The organism is Paenibacillus segetis (genome assembly GCF_014639155.1).
Taxonomy (GTDB): Bacteria; Bacillota; Bacilli; order Paenibacillales; family Paenibacillaceae; genus Fontibacillus; species Fontibacillus segetis.
In genome coordinates, this window is the sequence record NZ_BMFT01000004.1 from 173,581 (window position 1) to 191,625 (window position 18,045).

Below are 18,045 nucleotides of genomic sequence, written 5' to 3' on the forward strand. Positions count from 1 at the left end.
TTTGATTGTATTTACATCAGGATATGACAAGGAGAGGGCCAATGTGGGAGTTCGTTTGAAAGAGGGTTTGAGAAAATTAGATTCATTGAAAGTAAAGCTGACAGCCATTTTTCTTGTGTTAGCCATTATTCCACTAGCAATTGTGACCTTCATCTTGTTATCGCAATTTAGTTCTACTTTAGAATCGCAGACTAACGGTGAACGTGAGCGTATGGCTACTTTTGAGGCAAAGTCTATTGACGATTGGTTGACAGAACAAATTGCAACGGTTGAAAAAATGCTACAAGAGAATCCTGAAATGAGCAAAGGTAATCTCTCTTATATCATGCCTCAATTGAAGGTTATGACACAGAGTGCGCCTAACATTGACGTTATTTCATATGTCGATAAGAACGGATATGTGACGAGTACCCAAGGGGAAGAAGTCGATGGATCGAAGTTCGAGAATATTATAGCTGTACAAGAGAGTAAAAAATTAGTGATCTCTAATATCGTTCAGGACGATGTTACGAAGAAATATAAGATTTACTTTGATGTCCCCATTTTAAATGAACAAGGTGAATTTGTAGGGGCCATCCAACCGGAGATAGATGCAAGTAAATTAATGAATCTAATAAGTGGAATCAAAACAGGTGAGAAGAGTTATGGCTTTCTATTATCTAATGACGGCACCTATCTAGCCCATCCTGACAGTAACAAGATTGGGAGAAGTTATCAGGATAAGGAGCTATCCGCCCCTGAAAAGATAGAAGCTTTCCAAAAAAGTGTGTTTCAGCATAATGGTGGTAGTTTAGCGTACCCGGAAAAGGGTGAGTGGAAAGAAGCCGCCTTCTATACGATAGAAACGACGGGCTGGAAGTTACTTGTGACAGCTCCCCAAGATGAAGTGCACCATACGGTAGATAAAATGAGAGAGAATGCCTTCATCATTATATTCATCTCACTTATTTGCGTAGCTATCCTAGCTGTATTCATGTCATTGATTACCCTACGTCCTCTGCTGCAGATTTCGAATGTGATGCGGAAAGTAACAACAGGGGATCTAACCCAGCATTTGAAGGTAAAAGGGCAAGATGAAATGGAACAGCTCAAACAGGATATCAATAATATGTTGGCATCCTTTGCACTTATGGTTCGTAAAATATCGGAAACGACAGAGCAAGTAGCTGCTTCATCTGAACAATTGACGGCGATTGCACAAGAATCAACACAAACTGCGGAGCAGATCTCCCAGTCGGTTCATTTTGTTGTACAAGGCTCGGATATGCAGGTTGAGGCATTGGGCCAAACGAACCTCGCGATGGAGGAAATGTCGACAGGAATTCAGAAAATTGCTAGTTCGGCTGCGGTTGTTTCAGAATCGGCTTTTGTAGCTGTAGAGGAAGTTGATCGTGGTAATCAGGATATTCAAAGAGCTGTTCTTCAAATGGATCAAGTCGCAAAGTCGGTTGAGGACACAGCTGGAACGATTCGCTTACTGGAAGAGAAGTCACATGCCATTAACAAAACAGTTCAGCTCATATCCGTTGTTGCTAATCAAACGAATTTATTGTCGCTGAATGCTTCTATTGAAGCGGCAAGAGCTGGTGAACATGGCCGGGGCTTTGCGGTAGTGGCAGGGGAAGTGAAGAAATTAGCGGAGCAAACGGGGCGTGCAACGGGTGAGATTTCCAGCGTAATTAATGAAATTTTGCAAGCGATCGACAAAGCCTCAAGCTCTATGAATAATGGCATTGCTGAAGTTGCTACAGGAGTACAGCAGGTGGAAAGAGTGGGAGAAGCATTTGATAGAATTACTGATTCCATTCAACATGTAAATGAGCAGATTCAAGAGGTTTCTGCCGCTTCGGAACAAATATCTGCCGGAACAGAAGAAGTGACTGCTTCTATGCAAGAGGTTCTAGGTATTGTGAAAGAAGCTGCAACACAATTAAATACGGTATCCCAATCGGTTACCGATCAATATCGTTCTATGGAAGAGATATCGAACTCATCTGAGTCACTTAGTCAAATGGCGGGGGAACTTCAAGAAATGGTAGGCAAGTTTAAGGTGTAATTGGTCGAAATAAATATTGAATGAACATGGAGAAGACCTGCGATGCTTAGCAGGTCTTCTCTTATTTATGGATTGGAAAGCGAATGCTGCATGAATTGGAATGGGAAATGGATTCTGTTATAACTTCGGGCATCTTCTGGCCCCTACTATGAGCGGAATGTAGTGGAATCTCTTTGAGAAATAGTACAGTAAGAAGTGTATAACCTATTGGTTGGTTATTTATGTAAATTAATTTATTTTGTATGTACTGTTTCCCTTATAGAAACAGGCGGAGTAGTCGAGATTTATCTGTGCATAATGTGAACATTCTGTTAAAATATTTTTGTATATTTATGTAAGCACTCAGAATAGGGAGGAGGTTAATCGCATCGATATTATTGGGTTAGACGGCATGTCAAAGGAATCGCTAGAAATGGAATTGCAGCAAGGAGGGAAATTCGTAACTTATACGTTTTGTATTTCTATCATCTTCATGACTTTTCGTAGAAGTTCAAGTATTTACTACATAAAACCGTATATGGGCTCAGTAGGTAAAGGGTTAAAATTCACACTACTAAGCCTACTATTCGGTTGGTGGGGGATTCCCTGGGGCCCCATTTATACGGTAGGTGCACTTATTACTAATTTGCGCGGCGGTCGAGATGTTACTCAGGAGGTTTCTTATTCGTTGACTGGACAAAGAGTCGTACATACTAACGTGTAAATTTTATATGTATAACATAAGAAGAATTATCTATACAGCATATCCTCTTAGAGCACTTGAGAATGAACATTCTGATTTGTTTCTTAGGGGGTATTTTTTATTTTACAGTGGATGTATTACGGTAATGGCATGATTCATTCCAGCACTCAATAATCGAGCAAAAATATGAGGGGCATGATTATATGGTCAACTTGTTGAATAGTATGGAACAAGGGTGTAGTTTTCTACCATTAAGGGGGGATACGCTTGGAACAACGTAAATGGATCAATTCACCGTACACGTTTGCATTAGGAATGTTCGCAATGATGGTTCCCAGTCAGGCATTCAGTTCATTTTATAGCTATTTTTATGTGGAGAAGTTAGGTCTTGGGATTGGACTTGCTACACTGGCCCGGACCATCTTCCTCATCTGGGATGCGGTGAATAATCCGTTATTCGGGTACTGGTCGGATCGAACGAATACCCGCTTTGGACGCCGTAGGCCTTGGGTATTTGGGTCAATTCCGCTATTTATGCTAACTTTCATACTTGTATTTTCACCTCCAGGGGGTTTATCGGAAAATGGACTATTCACCTGGTTTCTAGTAACACTTGTTCTATATGAGGCGGTTGCAACCGTCCTATGGGTGAACTACGGCGCTTTATTCCCAGAACTCTTCCGTGGGGATCGTATCCGTGCCAAAGCCTCTGCAATTCAACAGGGCTACCAGGTTGTAGCTCTACTTATTGCAACCGTAGTGGCTCCTATTATTTACACCGCACTGGGCTTTTCCAATATGGCCATTGTGTTTGCATGTGTCTTTGGTATATTTATGTTCATTTGTATGATGAGCGTCAAAGAGAAAAGAGAACCTGAAGCTGGCGAGCCGCTTAAGCTGGTTGCAGCCTTCAAGGAGACATTGAAGAATAAAAAATTCTGGGTGTTCAACTTCTCGAATTCATTTGCCCAGACCGTGAATGGACTTGTTAGCTCAATCATGCCTTTTTACGCCAAATATGTCCTACGTATCTCAGAAGCACAGGTATCCATCATGTTGGCGGCTGTCTTCATTTCGGTCATTCCATTAGTGTTCGTATGGTACTGGATCATTCGCAAAATGGATGGGGTCAAAGCATGGCGATTGTCTCTTATCGTGTACGGCTTAGCTGTAATTCCGTTCTGGTTTAGTAGTAATCTGGTCAGCGGTATTGTAGCAGGCATTGTTTTTGGCTTTGGATTGGCAGGGTTCTTTGTTACTCCAGCAATCGTAGGCGGACGGATTATAGATGAGGACGCAGACAAAACAGGGTTAAGAAGAGAGGGTATTTATACTGCCGTCAGCGGATTTATTACACGTTCAAGTGGACTTATCTCGGCGCTTGCCTTCTTCGTTGTAGGCATGATATTCGGTTATGAAAGCGGAGATAACCCGGGTCCAGACCCAGCATCGACGTTTCGGTATTTAATGAGTATTGTACCCTTATGTTTATTAGCAATAGCTGTATTTATTTCTTATACGGTCAAGTTTGATTTCTTGGCTAATAAGCGAGGTGACCATGATCATGAGCAAAAAATTAATCATCAACTGTGATGATTTTGGGCAAAGCCCCGCTATGAATCAGGCGATCATGCATATACTCGAAGAGGGTAAAGCATCGTCTGCGACGATCATGGCGGTGGCTCCAGGTTTTGAAGAGGCTGCGGCTTGGAGTGCTCGTAGGCGTAAGCAAAATGTGGGGCTTCATTTAACGATGACAAGTGAGTTTGAGGCCTTGAGGTGGAGTAGCTTAACGGGTCATTCTTCACTGCATGATGAGAGTGGCCATCAATATAAGACGGTGAAGGAATTCGAACAGGGGGCGGAAAGTCGAGCAGTTCAGAAAGAGATGAACGCACAATATGAGCGAGCGAAGAAAGCGGGTATTACGATTAGTCATGTCGATAACCATATGGGAAGCCTATATGGGATAGAGACAGGACGTAGCTTCCTTCCGCAGATGTTCAGGAAAGTATCACGCTGGAGATTACCCGCGAGATTCTTCCGTAACATCTATGCTGAGGATCCACTTCTGGGCTCGTTGAGTAATATTGAACGTCCAGTAGCACTTGCTTCCGCCCTCGCAGATACGTTTGGAGTGCCGATTCCAGACTACCTGTTGTCGCATCCCTTTGGCTTACAAGAAGGGGAGACCTATGATAGCTTCAAACAGTCGATTATCGACAAGCTTTATAGACTCCCTGATGGTGTATGTGAAACCTATATTCATCCGGGGATTGAAGATCCGTGGATGTTAGAGAATATACCGCATTGGGAGAAGCGGGTATGGGAGTCCCGCTTGCCCTTTGACGACGATTTTTCCTATGCAATACGTGATGCTGATGTTGAATTAGTTGACTACCGGTATGTGCAGGAGCATCTAAGACGTCCGCGTGTAAGATCAGCATTCAAGTTGCTTAGGGAGCTGATAAGGTGATTATCTATAAAATGAAAAAACGGACACCTTCGGAATGTCCGTTTTTTTCATGGAGATACCTAGAACCTCCAGTTTGATTTATAAATATCCAAACGCGATAGCTTTTGCATATAGACCGAGGGTGTATGCATCATTAATCTCATGATTTAGGATCATTTTATTGAAATCTTCTTTTGTTATGAATAGTGTTGTATCAATTGCTCCACCATCTGAGTGATTCTCATTTGACGAATTCCAGATAATATTGTGAGCAAAGTATTGATGAACTTGCGAATTCATTATGGAATTTTCCGGGTGAGTACTTCCCATGTAAATGAAATCCGCCGCTGAAACGTTAATTTCTTCTTTTAGCTCCCGCATTGCTGCCTGTGCGGGGCTTTCAGCTTTATTCATAAATCCTCGAGGAACCTCAATAGAAAATGATCGTATAGCATGTCGAAATGATCTGATCAATACAATTTGTCCATCAGAATTTATAGGTAATATTGCAACCCCTTCTGAACGAGGTTCAATCCTTGTATATTCCCCTTTTTGTTCATTTGGGAAAATAACCTTGTCCTGATAAAAATCAAAATAGGGCGTACCATACTTTTTCTCCGTGCTTTGTATTTCAATCTCACCATTCGAGATGTCACCATTATAGAATTCCATTAGATCATCCTCCTAATCTTGATGATGAAAGGCCAAGAGTTTCTTTAATAGTACCCGATCTATTATTGTTTAATATTTCAATACCTGCTGCAGATTGAATATTTGATAAAGATTCAAGATACTTTTCTTTAGATGAAATGCTCTTCTCAAAAAGGTTATCTGCCATTGATAATCCAGATCCAATATAGTTTACTCCTGGAATAGGAAGAAAGCTAATTATTGTATTGGTTAGTTTAAGCCCGGTTGATGTATATTTTAATATTTTCAATTGTTTTTTTCGCTTATTTAATTGTTGAAATTTCTCTCTATTTACCATAAGTCCTAGAGTTTTTAATACTTCTTTATTGAATTGATCAAGTCTAATAATAAAATCATTTTCATGTTCAGAGGATTTCTTTTCTTCATTGTTTAAAAGTTTATTCCAAGCTGCTATAAAATTCTTATGCTCAGGAAGAGATCGAATTTGAGCGATTTCTTCATAATTCAACATGGATAATACTTCTTTGTCGAAGAGTAATGAGTCGAAATGGTCAAACAGTTCCTTAACCTTGACTTCACTTTGAGAATGATGAATACGTGATTCTTTAATTAAATCTCTACCCTCCACAAGATTTTGCTTGAGCTGTGGGTAAGCAATTTCTAAATTAAGTAAATTAGGTATATTTGTTTGATAGTTAGCGGTAATGGAACCTAAAAAAAGATTAGTTTCTCTAGGATAGGAGGCTTTGTAGGATTGATTTACAATATTAGATATTTCTAGCCGATGTAATGTTCCCTTTGATTCTAACAAGTTAAAAATGTCATTATGCAAACCAACTTTAAGTAAACTTTCAAATTCCGAATATTGTGTTGTTCCAGGTTGTATGAGTTTTAACACACTTTCAGTAAATTGTTTTTCTACAGCTTTTAAATCCCAGGACAGACGGTGTTTCTTTGAAAAGTAGTCAATATCTCTTATGTATTCTTTTGAAGAGTGGGCATCGCCCTTACTTTGAAACTGATCATGAAGTTCTTCTATAGAGGTAATATTTTGGCGGACAGCAGGGATGATAATTCCCTTTTCAAGAGCTTTACGATAACCATAACTTTCAGAGCCGAATAAGGTAATTAGATTGTTATTATTGATTAGAAATGAGTCAGGTATAACTAACCTATCTTGAAAAATTAAATAAAAATTCATTAATGATTTAAAGTTTTGGAGCTCAAATTCACCTAACGAGTTATCTGCATAAGCAAAAAAATGATCAGTATTATTTAATTTTTTTTCTTTAGCTAACATGTTAATCTCCCTATTCGTTATTTTATATATAATTTTACAACGAATGGTAGATAGAAACGATGAAAATAATTACATTTTAATAGAGTATGGTTTCTGTATCAGAACAATAGGATCAATATTTTACTACTGGATGTTGTTATATTCAGATTGAAACCGTTTTCGAATGCCTCTAAAATAGTTCTCGAAGAATGAAGTCAGTCATAGCTTACTCAGCTCTGAGAGATTATGAGAATCTATTATTAGGAGGATATTTATGTCCATTTATTATGATAACAGTAACCGGGTGTTCCATTTGCAGTCCAGCAAATCCAGTTACATCATTCAAATCGCTAAGGGTGAAGTTCCAGCCCATCTCTATTGGGGTCCGAAACTAGGAGGGGAGTCATTCCAGCAAGCACTAGATTCAGTGGAAAGACCCTCATTCAGTCCGAGTTTTCTACTGGAGGATAAGACGTATTCTTTAGACACACTTCCAAATGAATTTCCATCCTATGGGAAGGGGGACTATCGGGAACCTGCTCTAGAAGTTCATTTGCAGGATGGCTCGACAGTGACTGATTTTCGTTATGAAGGTTATTCAATCAGTAAAGGCAAGCCGCGTTTAGAGGGCCTTCCTTCCTCGTATGTTGAGCATGAGGATGAAGCAGATACGCTGGAAATTGTTCTGCAGGATGCAAAAAGCGGACTAAAGGCGATTCTTGTCTACACCGTATTTAATCATCTGGATGCAATCACACGGTCCGTACGGATTGAGAATCTGGGACAAGACAAGGTTATATTGAATCGGGTATTAAGCGCTAATGTTGATTTTCATCATTCTGACTTTGATATGCTGCAGTTGTCGGGATCATGGGCCAGAGAACGCCATGTGCATAAGAGATCACTTGTGCCAGGGATTCATCGGATTGATAGCAAACGCGGCGCCAGTAGTCATCAGCAAAATCCGTTTATTGCCTTGCTTGCGAAGGATGCGACGGAAAATCACGGTGAAGTATACGGGTTTAGTCTTGTCTACAGCGGTAGCTTCTTAGCCCAAGCGGAAGTAGACCAATATGGGATGACTCGAGTTGGGATGGGGATTCAGCCATTTGATTTTCAGTGGTTGCTTGAGCCGGGAGATACATTCCAGGCACCTGAAGCTGTACTTGTACGATCGGCTGAAGGGTTAGGTGGAATGTCACGAACCTATCACAAGCTGTATCGAACTAGACTTTGCAGAGGCAAGTTCCGTGATCAGCAAAGACCTATTCTCATTAATAACTGGGAAGCGACGTATTTTGATTTTAACGCAGATAAAATCAAAGAAATTGCCCACGTAGGCAAAGAGCTTGGTCTGGAGTTGTTTGTCCTGGATGATGGATGGTTCGGGAAACGTGACAGTGACAACTGCTCATTGGGCGATTGGGTTGAAGATCGGCGCAAGCTTCCTGAAGGACTTGGTAAGCTAGGAGAAGATATTACGGCAATGGGGATGCAGTTCGGCCTTTGGTTCGAGCCGGAAATGATATCACCAGACAGTGATCTATACCGTGCACATCCAGATTGGTGTCTGCATGTGCCAGATCAGTCTAGAACATTAGGCCGTAACCAGTTGATTCTCGACTTATCGCGTCCAGATGTACAAGAATATATTGTAGATTCAGTCAGTTCCGTGCTGTCTTCGGCACCTATCACCTATGTGAAATGGGATATGAATCGGAATATGACGGAGATTGGTTCCGCATTACTTTCTGCGGAGCGCCAACGAGAAACGGGTCACCGTTACATTCTTGGCCTGTATAAGGTGATGGAGCGAATCGTCTCCCAATTCCCGCATATTTTATTTGAAAGCTGCTCCGGCGGCGGCGGTCGATTCGACCCAGGAATGTTGTATTATATGCCGCAGACCTGGGCTAGCGATGATACGGATGCCGTTGAACGATTGAAGATTCAATATGGAACAAGTATGGTATATCCCGCAAGCTCCATGGGAGCTCATGTGTCAGCCGTTCCAAATCATCAGGTACACCGCAACACCCCTTTGGAGACGCGAGGCCATGTCGCGATGTCCGGGAATTTCGGATACGAGCTGGATCTGACCAAGCTAAGTGAGTCTGAGTGCGAAGACATCAAACAACAGGTTGCTCAGTACAAAGAACTCCGCGAGCTGATCCAGTTTGGAGATTTTTATCGGTTACTTAGCCCTTTTGAAGGAAATGAGACAGCGTGGATGTTTGTATCGGAGGATAAGAAAGAAGCTTTTGCTACTTACTTTAAGATTCTTGCCGAGCCGAATGCCCCACTTTCTAGATTACGTCTGACAGGACTCGATCCGGATAAATCATATCGTCTGCAGCATAACGGGGAGGTCTATAGGGGAGATGAATTGATGTACTTCGGACTCTCTATTTCGCATTTAGAGGGGGATTATAGAAGTCTCCTTTTCGTCTTACAAGAGGTTTGATATGTAAAAAGAGCAACAAAAAAAGGACAAACTAACCGTTTGTCCTTTTTTTGTTGGGGAGGTCCCCTAGTTTTATGCCACGTCTGTCATTGAACTCGTTTTTTTGTCTGAAGTCGGTAATCGCTCGGAGTTAGACCACAGCTCCGACGGAAGCTTTGAGAGAAATAGCTTTGCGAGGAAAAACCAGCGGAACCCGCAACTTCAGAAATGGAAAGATCCGTAGTTTCTAGCAGTTCCTTACTCGCACGTAATCTGACCTCATTTAAATAATTGATAGGCGACATTCCATAATATTTAGCGAAGGTATGTGCCAAATAATACTTACTAAGATGTGCCTTTTCAGCCAGGGAATCGAGTGAGATATCCTCCGCAAAGTTCGAGTCTATATACCGCTTGATCCGGCTACAGACCTTATTAGCCCTTTGAGTAGCTACGACAGAGAATGGATGACCAGAGGAACGCATTAAGCTAATGACCACAACCTCGAGTAAGTTTTGACAGATGGCCTCATAATTTTCATCCTTGTTTTCCGTTTCCCGAAGCATGGCATTGAAATAGAATAATAACTCATCTCGCTGATTTCGATAATTGATGATTTCATGATTTCGACTACCACTTCGATCCCCAAAGTCAAAGCTCATCCCCTCAACCCCAAGTACAACATATTCCAAAGGATCACTACTAACTGATACCTCGGTATGCTCCACATTCGGATTTACAATGACAAGATCGTCCTGCCGCACAGGATAGATTTCATCCTCGACAATGAAATTCCCCCGCCCACTTCGGACATAGAACAGCTCAGCAAAATTATGAGTATGACGTATGCTGAACCAATCACCTTCATAAATTGCGGAACTGACATAGAGCAACCTAGCGGGAATCTCTCCACGCCCCTTACCAGGAAGCCAATAGCGAACATTTCCCAAATGCGGTTCACCCTTTCCTATATGAGCTTATCCTGCCACTAATCTTCATAAATAAAATAGAATCATTTGTAATTTATTAATTTCATTATAAAAGCAAGATATATAAAATCAAGGGCAACATGTCTGTAGAAATAAAATGGCCCGATGCGCTAAGGTAGAAGAGTAAGAAGGATGAATGAAAACGGTTACGATGAATCAACAAAAAAAGATAAATACGGAGGGGTATTATGAAAAAAGTTCTTGGCCTTACACTCACAGCTGCACTGACCCTTAGCCTTGCGGCTTGTGGTGGCAACAATTCTGAAAGTAGTTCTAATTCTTCTACACCAACAGATTCAACTAACACACCAGCGAACTCCACTCCGGCAACTGAAAATCGCACACTTAAGCTAGCCGCTTTGGAAACCGCTTACGGTGCTGATGTATGGAAAGAGATTACAGCAGCATTTGAAAAAGCTAACCCTGGAGTGAAAGTCGAAACTACAATCGATAAAAATATTGAAGATGTAATTGGACCCGGCATGAAATCTGGAGATTTCCCTGATGTCATCCATTTAGCAACAGGTCAGAAAAAAGGCTTGACTGAGACCTTTGTAAAAGATAATAACCTAATCGATCTTACGGATGTACTGTCTATGACGATCCCTGGTGAAAGCGTTACTGTAAAGGATAAGCTGATCCCAGGATTCACCGATACAACGATCACTAACCCTTATGGCGACGGAAAAACTTACCTCATGCCGATGTTCTATAGCCCTACCGGACTATTCTACAATGCAGGTTTGTTTGAACAAAAGGGATGGGAAGTTCCTACGACTTGGGACGAAATGTGGGCTTTAGGTGACAAGGCTAAGGCTGAGGGAATTGCATTATTCTCCTATCCAACAACAGGTTACTTTGATTCATTCTTCTATGCATTACTGAACGAAGTAGGCGGTGCGGATTTCTTCACGAACGCGACGCACTACTCCGAAGGCGTGTGGCAATCTCCTGAAGCTACACAAGTATTTGATCTCATTTCTAAATTAGCGACATACACAGAAAAAACGGTTCCAGCGAATGGTAACAAAGATAACTTTACAAAAAACCAACAACTTATTCTAGATAACAAAGCACTATTCATGCCTAACGGTACTTGGGTAGTTGGTGAAATGGGTAAAGCACCACGTGCAGATGGCTTCAAATGGGGCTTCACTGCTCTACCGGCAGTAAAAGCTGGTGGCGACCGCTACTCTTACACGTTCTTTGAACAAATTTGGGTTCCTGCAAAAGCTGAAAATGCTGATCTAGCAAAACAGTTTATCGCTTATCTGTACTCCGATGAAGCAGCAGCTATTTTCGCCAAAGTCGGTGCGGTTCAACCAATTAAAGGCATGTCTGATAAGCTCGATGGAGACAACAAACTCTTCTACAGTATCTATGACAATGGTGCAAAAGCATCTATGGGTGCATTTGCGACAACTGATCCTGTTGAAGGCGTAAATATCTCGGATAATGTGTTTGGCTCGATCGATTCACTAGTTACAGGTGCTAAGACTCAGCAACAATGGGTTGAGGAAATCACGAAAGCAAGCGACGCGCTGCGTGGTGCATTGAAAAAATAATAAAGCGGATTTCTAAGGATTTCCCATCAATGACGGGATCTAAAGAAAGCCTGAGAATAATGGTGGTCAGCATAAGCTGTCCACCATTATTCTGACCTTAAGAAGGAGAGATTGCCAATGGAAATCAACAAAGGAAGAGGGCGTTTTATATTCCTCTGTCTAGCACCCGCCGTTCTCCTGTTCGTCGTTTTCTTGATTATCCCTACATTTGACGTATTTCGGATGTCACTGTACAAGTGGGGCGGTTATACAGATAACAAAACCTTTGTAGGGTTTCAAAATTTCACCAAGCTTTTTCACAGTGATAAATTTTATCAGACCTTTCAAAACAGCGTACTACTTATTGTTATAGTCACGGTCGTAACCTTTGCCTTTGCACTTATATTTGCATCTATGCTCTCTCGTGAAAAACTGAAAGGGCAAAATCTATTACGCGTCATCTTCTATATTCCGAACATCCTGTCTGTTGTAGTAATCAGTGCGATCTTCTCTGCGATTTTCGATCCAAATAGCGGGTTGTTGAACTCCATCATGAATTTGTTCCGTGGAGCAGGAGCCGATCCAATTCTATGGCTCGGAGATCAGAAAATCGTTATTTTCAGCCTTGGGGGCGCAATGATTTGGCAGGCGATTGGCTATTACATGGTGATGTATATGGCAAGTATGGCCAACGTTCCTGAGAGTTTGTATGAATCAGCTGGACTCGAGGGTGCAGGTCGAATGACGCAGTTTTTCTCTATCACCATCCCATTGATCTGGACGAACATCCGCACCACCCTTACCTTTTTCATCATCAGCACGATTAATATGAGCTTCCTGTTCGTAATGGCTATGACGAGCGGCGGTCCGGACGGTTCCACTGAGGTGTTCCTGAGCTATATGTACAAAGAAGCTTATACCAACTCCTCATATGGTTACGGAATGGCAATCGGTGTTGTTGTGTTCCTATTCTCGTTTGCGCTTGCTGCGATCTTGAATATAGTTACCAAACGAGATCATTTGGAATATTAAGGAGGGGACAAGATGAAGAAAGATAATCACACACTGCGTAGCGGTAGCGATAAGTTCTATAAAGGTTTCATTTACGTTATACTGATCGCTTTGGCCGTAATCATCATAGTCCCTGTACTATGGGCGTTTCTTGCCTCCGTCAAGCAAGATAGTGAGTTCTATGGCAACCCATGGGCGCTTCCGGAAGGGATCTATCTACAGAACTTTGCTGACGCATGGCTAAAGGCAAAAATGGGTACCTACATGCTTAATTCCGTTACTGTGACAGCAATGGCACTAGTGCTTCTACTCGTGGTGGCGTTGCCAGCAGCCTATGTACTTTCTCGGTTTAAATTTAGAGGAAATGGTTTTTGGAACATGATGTTCATGGCGGGCTTGTTTATCAATGTTAACTATATCGTCGTTCCGATCTTCCTCATGCTAAACAACGGTGACAAGGCGATTCGTAGTATCTTTGGACATCCTTTTCTACTGAACAATTTGTTCATACTAGCGATCGTCTATGCTGCTATGTCACTGTCATTCACGATTTATCTGATGTCGGGATATTTCAAATCACTACCAAAAGAATACGAGGAAGCCGCTTCCGTGGATGGCGCAGGCTATTTTCGTACCATGGTGCAAGTTATTATGCCAATGGCCAAGCCAAGCATTGTAACCGTCATTTTGTTCAACTTCCTATCTTTCTGGAATGAATATATCGTATCTATGACACTACTACCCAAACCAGGATTTAAAACGTTACCGGTGGGCTTAATGAACCTGATGGCAGCACAAAAATCAGCTGTTGAGTACGGTCAGATGTACGCAGGTCTAGTACTAGTCATGCTTCCAACCCTTATTCTATATATTCTAGTACAAAAGAAGCTGACCCAAGGTATGACTATGGGCGGGCTGAAAGGTTAAGGTGATAACATGAATGATTCGATGAATGGTTTACGCGGTCTGCTGATGCTGATCGTGTTTATCGTCGGCATGGGACTGGTTATTGTCGGGCAAAAACATATTGGTGCCCCTGGACTTGGGCTCATGCTACTTGGGCTCGCCATGTTGATTGGTCTACTATGGTTCTATAATCGTAAATACAAATAAAGGAGAATGCATCTATGAGTAAAACAAGAGGACGTGTCACCATTCCAACTGATTTGGACGTAATTTCACAAACACAAGAGGTCATGAAACGTTGGGGAGCGGACGCCGTGCGTGACTGCGACGGTACTGATTTCCCCACGGAGCTGCAGGAAATCGATGCTAAGGTCTACTCCACTTATTATACAACTCGGAAGGATAACGTATGGGCAAATGCGAACCCTGACGAAATTCAACAAATGTATTTGATGACACCTTTTTATACGGCTGAAAGTTCAAGCCTGTCCATCACCCTCATGAAGGGGCTTTATCCTGATATGCTCAAAGTGAACTGCCGCGATGATATCAAGCGCTGGTGGGAAGTCATCGATCGCACGACTGGAGAAGTCGTTCCGATTGAACAATGGAGCTATGACGATAAAACTGGCGATGTGACCATCACTACAATCCCATTCCATGACTATACCGTTAGCTTTTTGGCTTATATTATGTGGGATCCAGTTCATATGTATAATGCGGTAATCAATGAATGGAAAGACGTTGAGCATCAAGTTACTTTTGATGTTCGTCAACCGAAAACTCGTGAATTTACAATGAAGCGTATTCGCAAATTCATCGAAGATCATCCGTATGTCAATGTGATTCGCTATACAACCTTCTTCCACCAATTCACCCTGGTATTCGATGAGCTTGCTCGTGAAAAATACGTGGACTGGTACGGATACTCAGCTTCTGTTAGCCCTTATATCCTCGAACAGTTTGAGGAAGAGGTTGGTTATAAGTTCAGACCTGAGTTTATCATCGATCAAGGCTACTACAACAACAACTATCGGATACCTACCAAGGAGTTCCGCGATTTCCAAGCATTCCAGCGCCGTGAAGTTGCGAAGCTTGCTAAGGAAATGGTCGATATTACCCACGAATGTGGTAAAGAGGCCATGATGTTCTTGGGGGATCATTGGATCGGTACTGAGCCTTTCATGGAGGAATTTGCTTCGATTGGTCTTGATGCCGTAGTCGGTAGTGTAGGTAACGGTTCCACACTAAGATTGATCAGTGACATTCCAGGTGTTAAATACACAGAAGGTCGTTTCTTGCCTTACTTCTTCCCAGATACCTTCCACGAAGGCGGAGATCCTGTTAAAGAAGCCAAGGTGAACTGGGTTACGGCACGTCGCGCGATCCTGCGCAAACCAATCGATCGGATTGGTTATGGTGGATATCTCAAGCTTGCACTCGATTTCCCAGAGTTTATCGACTATGTAGAGAGCGTTACAGATGAATTCCGTACACTCTATGACAACGTACAGGGAACAACACCTTATTGTGTTAAGACGGTAGCGGTGCTTAACTGTTGGGGCAAAATGCGGGCATGGGGTAACCATATGGTCCATCATGCACTCTATTATAAGCAAAATTACAGCTATGCTGGCATTATTGAAGCACTCTCCGGTGCACCTTTCGATGTAAAATTCATCAGCTTCGACGATATCAAGCAAGATGCCTCCATTTTAGACGGAATTGACGTTATTTTGAACGTTGGTGATGGGGATACGGCTTATACGGGTGGAGAATGGTGGCTAGATACAGATATCGTTACCGCAGTGAAGAAATTTGTTCATGAGGGTGGCGGATTCATCGGTGTTGGCGAGCCAACAGCGCATCAAGCCAATGGACGATATTTTCAACTGGCAAATATCCTCGGCGTAGAGGAAGAACGAGGCTTTACTCTAGGTTATGATAAGTATAACTGGGATGAGCATGATCATTTCATTACTACAGACTGCAAAACAAACAGTGATGGAAACAAGGAAATCGACTTTGGTGAGGGCAAGAAAAATATCTTTGCACTAGAAGGTACCACGATCCTCCGTCACATCGACAAAGAAGTCCAACTCGCTACCAACGAATTTGGCAGCGGACGCGGCGTATATATAAGTGGTTTGCCATACAGCTTCGAGAACAGTCGTCTGTTGTATCGTGCCATCCTTTGGAGCGCGCACAGTGACCATGAGTTAAACCGTTGGTTCAGTGAAAACTATAATGTTGAGGTCCACGCCTATGTTAAGAACGGCAAATATTGCGTCGTGAACAACACTTATGAGCCACAGGAAACCGTCGTTTATCGTGGTGATGGCTCTAGCTTCTCACTTAAGCTGGAAGCCAATGAGATCAAATGGTACGAGATTTAATACACGCTCATGTGTGGAATATTATTGAAGCCATTCTACGTTTAGTTTAGTATTGCATCAAGAGGAGGCGAACGATATGAATCCAACTACGGAGTCTAAGCGTCCCAATATTCTACTGATTACAGTAGACCAGATGCGATTTGATTGTCTAAGTATTTTGGGCCATCCCATAGTAGAAACGCCTAATTTGGATGAATTAGCTCGAACTGGGGTACGATTTGATCATGCTTATTCCGCAACACCAACCTGTGTACCGGCTCGAGCAGCTATTTTTACAGGGCTAAAGCAAACTTCTCACGGACGTGTCGGCTATCAGGAACGTGTGCCGTGGAATTACCAAACGACGTTACCAGGAGAATTAGCTAAATCGGGTTATCATACGCAATGTGTTGGTAAAATGCATGTATATCCAGCGCGTAGTCTACTTGGATTCCATAATGTTGTATTGCACGATGGTTATCTTCACTATAACCGCAATAAACATAATATTGCTGTTCAAGAACACTACGATGAAGTGGATGATTACTTGCAATGGCTGCGTGGACAAGTTCCAGGAGCAGACTTACTAGATCTAGGGCTTGACTGTAATGCTTCCACAGTTGCAAGGCCGTGGACGCTTCCAGAACACTTGCACCCAACGAATTGGACCGTTAATCAGTCTGTTGATTTCTTACGTCGTAGGGATCCAAGTAAGCCATTTTTCCTGTGGATGTCATTCGTACGACCTCATTCTCCACTTGATCCACCGCAAACCTATTTTGATATGTATAAAGATGCAGATTTTCCTGAACCGGTTGTCGGAGAATGGGCGATGAAGGAAGATCCAGGGTTGAATGGGTTCAATCCTGTTACTTCGCAAGGCATCGTTCCAAAGCGTCGATTGAAGACGGCAATGGCCGCATATTATGCGTTAATAACACATATTGATCATCAAATCGGTCGTTTCCTGCAGGTGCTAAGTGAATATGGCGAACGAGAGAATACGATCATTATGTTTACTTCTGACCATGGTGAATTGCTAGGGGATCATCATTTATTTAGAAAGTCGTTACCATATGAGGGAAGCGCACATATTCCTTTTATTGTGAATGACTTGGGAGGTCACCTAAATCTAGCCTCAGGTTTTGTAGCTTCCGAGGTTATTGAGTTACGTGATATTATGCCTTCTCTATTAGATGCTGCTTCCACAGAGATCCCAGGTTCAGTAGAAGGAAAAAGTATATGGAATTTAGCAAGAGCTAATAAGGAATTACGAGAAAATCCATGGCGTGAATATCTGCATGGTGAGCATGAGCAAGGAATTAAATCTAATCATTGGGTAACGAATGGCGAGGAAAAGTATATTTGGTACTCGCAAACAGGTGAGGAGCAATTCTTCGACTTAGTAGAGGATCCTAGTGAACTACACAATTTAATTCACCAGCCAGAGCTGCAAGAACGTATTCAACGTTGGCGTTCGGCATTAGTTCATGAGCTCAAGGGTCGTGAAGAGGGATATGTACAAGATGACAGTCTAGTTGTTGGTTGCACACCTGTTGCCGTATTATCTCATCTGAGACCTGAATAGTACTGTTAAAAGTCATCAGACTTGATGCAAAAGGGACAAACACTAACCGTTTGTCCCTTTTTTGTG

The 18,045-nt window shown here is 42.2% G+C and carries 14 protein-coding genes; 11 read left to right on the plus strand and 3 right to left on the minus strand.

What is annotated here, in order from left to right:
- Positions 1 to 67 precede the first annotated feature (67 nt).
- The 4 genes from IEW05_RS21730 (at position 68) to IEW05_RS21745 (ending at position 5,214) form a co-directional block, all read left to right on the plus strand.
- Entirely contained in the window at positions 68 to 2,056 is a 1,989-nt protein-coding gene (locus IEW05_RS21730; protein WP_194434154.1) for a methyl-accepting chemotaxis protein, read from the plus strand.
- Positions 2,057 to 2,447: 391 nt separating this feature from the next.
- Positions 2,448 to 2,759, plus strand: coding sequence for a hypothetical protein (locus IEW05_RS21735; RefSeq protein WP_188541958.1), 312 nt, complete (start codon positions 2,448 to 2,450; stop codon positions 2,757 to 2,759).
- Positions 2,760 to 3,053: 294 nt separating this feature from the next.
- Positions 3,054 to 4,331 carry an MFS transporter gene (locus tag IEW05_RS21740; protein ID WP_188542095.1) on the plus strand — a complete coding sequence of 426 codons (1,278 nt, stop codon included), beginning with the start codon at positions 3,054 to 3,056 and terminating at the stop codon, positions 4,329 to 4,331.
- Positions 4,303 to 5,214 (plus strand): polysaccharide deacetylase family protein, encoded by a 912-nt coding sequence (locus tag IEW05_RS21745; RefSeq protein WP_188541959.1) that lies wholly within the window; start codon positions 4,303 to 4,305, stop codon positions 5,212 to 5,214. Before IEW05_RS21740 ends, IEW05_RS21745 begins: the two co-directional genes overlap by 29 nt.
- Before the next feature lie 78 nt (positions 5,215 to 5,292).
- On the opposite strand, the gene IEW05_RS21750 is transcribed toward IEW05_RS21745, so the two are convergent.
- The gene (locus IEW05_RS21750) at positions 5,293 to 5,865 is read right to left on the minus strand and encodes an NUDIX hydrolase (protein ID WP_188541960.1); all 573 of its coding nucleotides are present in this window, start codon (positions 5,863 to 5,865) and stop codon (positions 5,293 to 5,295) included.
- 4 nt (positions 5,866 to 5,869) lie between these two features.
- Entirely contained in the window at positions 5,870 to 7,144 is a 1,275-nt protein-coding gene (locus IEW05_RS21755; RefSeq protein ID WP_188541961.1) for a hypothetical protein, read from the minus strand.
- 253 nt (positions 7,145 to 7,397) lie between these two features.
- Between IEW05_RS21755 and IEW05_RS21760 the strand changes: the two genes are divergently transcribed.
- A complete protein-coding gene (locus tag IEW05_RS21760) occupies positions 7,398 to 9,587 on the plus strand; it encodes an alpha-galactosidase (protein WP_188541962.1) in 2,190 nt (729 codons plus the stop codon).
- A gap of 86 nt (positions 9,588 to 9,673) precedes the next feature.
- Here the strand turns inward: IEW05_RS21760 and IEW05_RS21765 are convergent, their stop codons facing one another.
- Positions 9,674 to 10,516: an AraC family transcriptional regulator gene (locus IEW05_RS21765; RefSeq protein WP_188541963.1), complete on the minus strand. Its 843-nt coding sequence runs from the start codon at positions 10,514 to 10,516 to the stop codon at positions 9,674 to 9,676.
- A gap of 227 nt (positions 10,517 to 10,743) precedes the next feature.
- Between IEW05_RS21765 and IEW05_RS21770 the strand changes: the two genes are divergently transcribed.
- The 6 genes from IEW05_RS21770 (at position 10,744) to IEW05_RS21795 (ending at position 17,979) form a co-directional block, all read left to right on the plus strand.
- Complete coding sequence (locus IEW05_RS21770) at positions 10,744 to 12,120, plus strand: carbohydrate ABC transporter substrate-binding protein (protein ID WP_188541964.1); 1,377 nt, start codon at positions 10,744 to 10,746, stop codon at positions 12,118 to 12,120.
- Between the two features lie 117 nt (positions 12,121 to 12,237).
- Positions 12,238 to 13,131: a carbohydrate ABC transporter permease gene (locus tag IEW05_RS21775; RefSeq protein WP_188541965.1), complete on the plus strand. Its 894-nt coding sequence runs from the start codon at positions 12,238 to 12,240 to the stop codon at positions 13,129 to 13,131.
- 12 nt (positions 13,132 to 13,143) lie between these two features.
- The gene (locus IEW05_RS21780; RefSeq protein WP_188541966.1) at positions 13,144 to 14,037 is read left to right on the plus strand and encodes a carbohydrate ABC transporter permease; all 894 of its coding nucleotides are present in this window, start codon (positions 13,144 to 13,146) and stop codon (positions 14,035 to 14,037) included.
- Between the two features lie 9 nt (positions 14,038 to 14,046).
- Positions 14,047 to 14,223 carry a DUF6903 family protein gene (locus tag IEW05_RS21785; protein WP_188541967.1) on the plus strand — a complete coding sequence of 59 codons (177 nt, stop codon included), beginning with the start codon at positions 14,047 to 14,049 and terminating at the stop codon, positions 14,221 to 14,223.
- A 14-nt stretch (positions 14,224 to 14,237) separates the two neighbouring features.
- Positions 14,238 to 16,412 carry a 1,3-beta-galactosyl-N-acetylhexosamine phosphorylase gene (gnpA, locus tag IEW05_RS21790; protein WP_188541968.1) on the plus strand — a complete coding sequence of 725 codons (2,175 nt, stop codon included), beginning with the start codon at positions 14,238 to 14,240 and terminating at the stop codon, positions 16,410 to 16,412.
- Positions 16,413 to 16,488: 76 nt separating this feature from the next.
- The gene (locus IEW05_RS21795; protein WP_188541969.1) at positions 16,489 to 17,979 is read left to right on the plus strand and encodes an arylsulfatase; all 1,491 of its coding nucleotides are present in this window, start codon (positions 16,489 to 16,491) and stop codon (positions 17,977 to 17,979) included.
- The last annotated feature ends 66 nt before the right edge of the window (positions 17,980 to 18,045 follow it).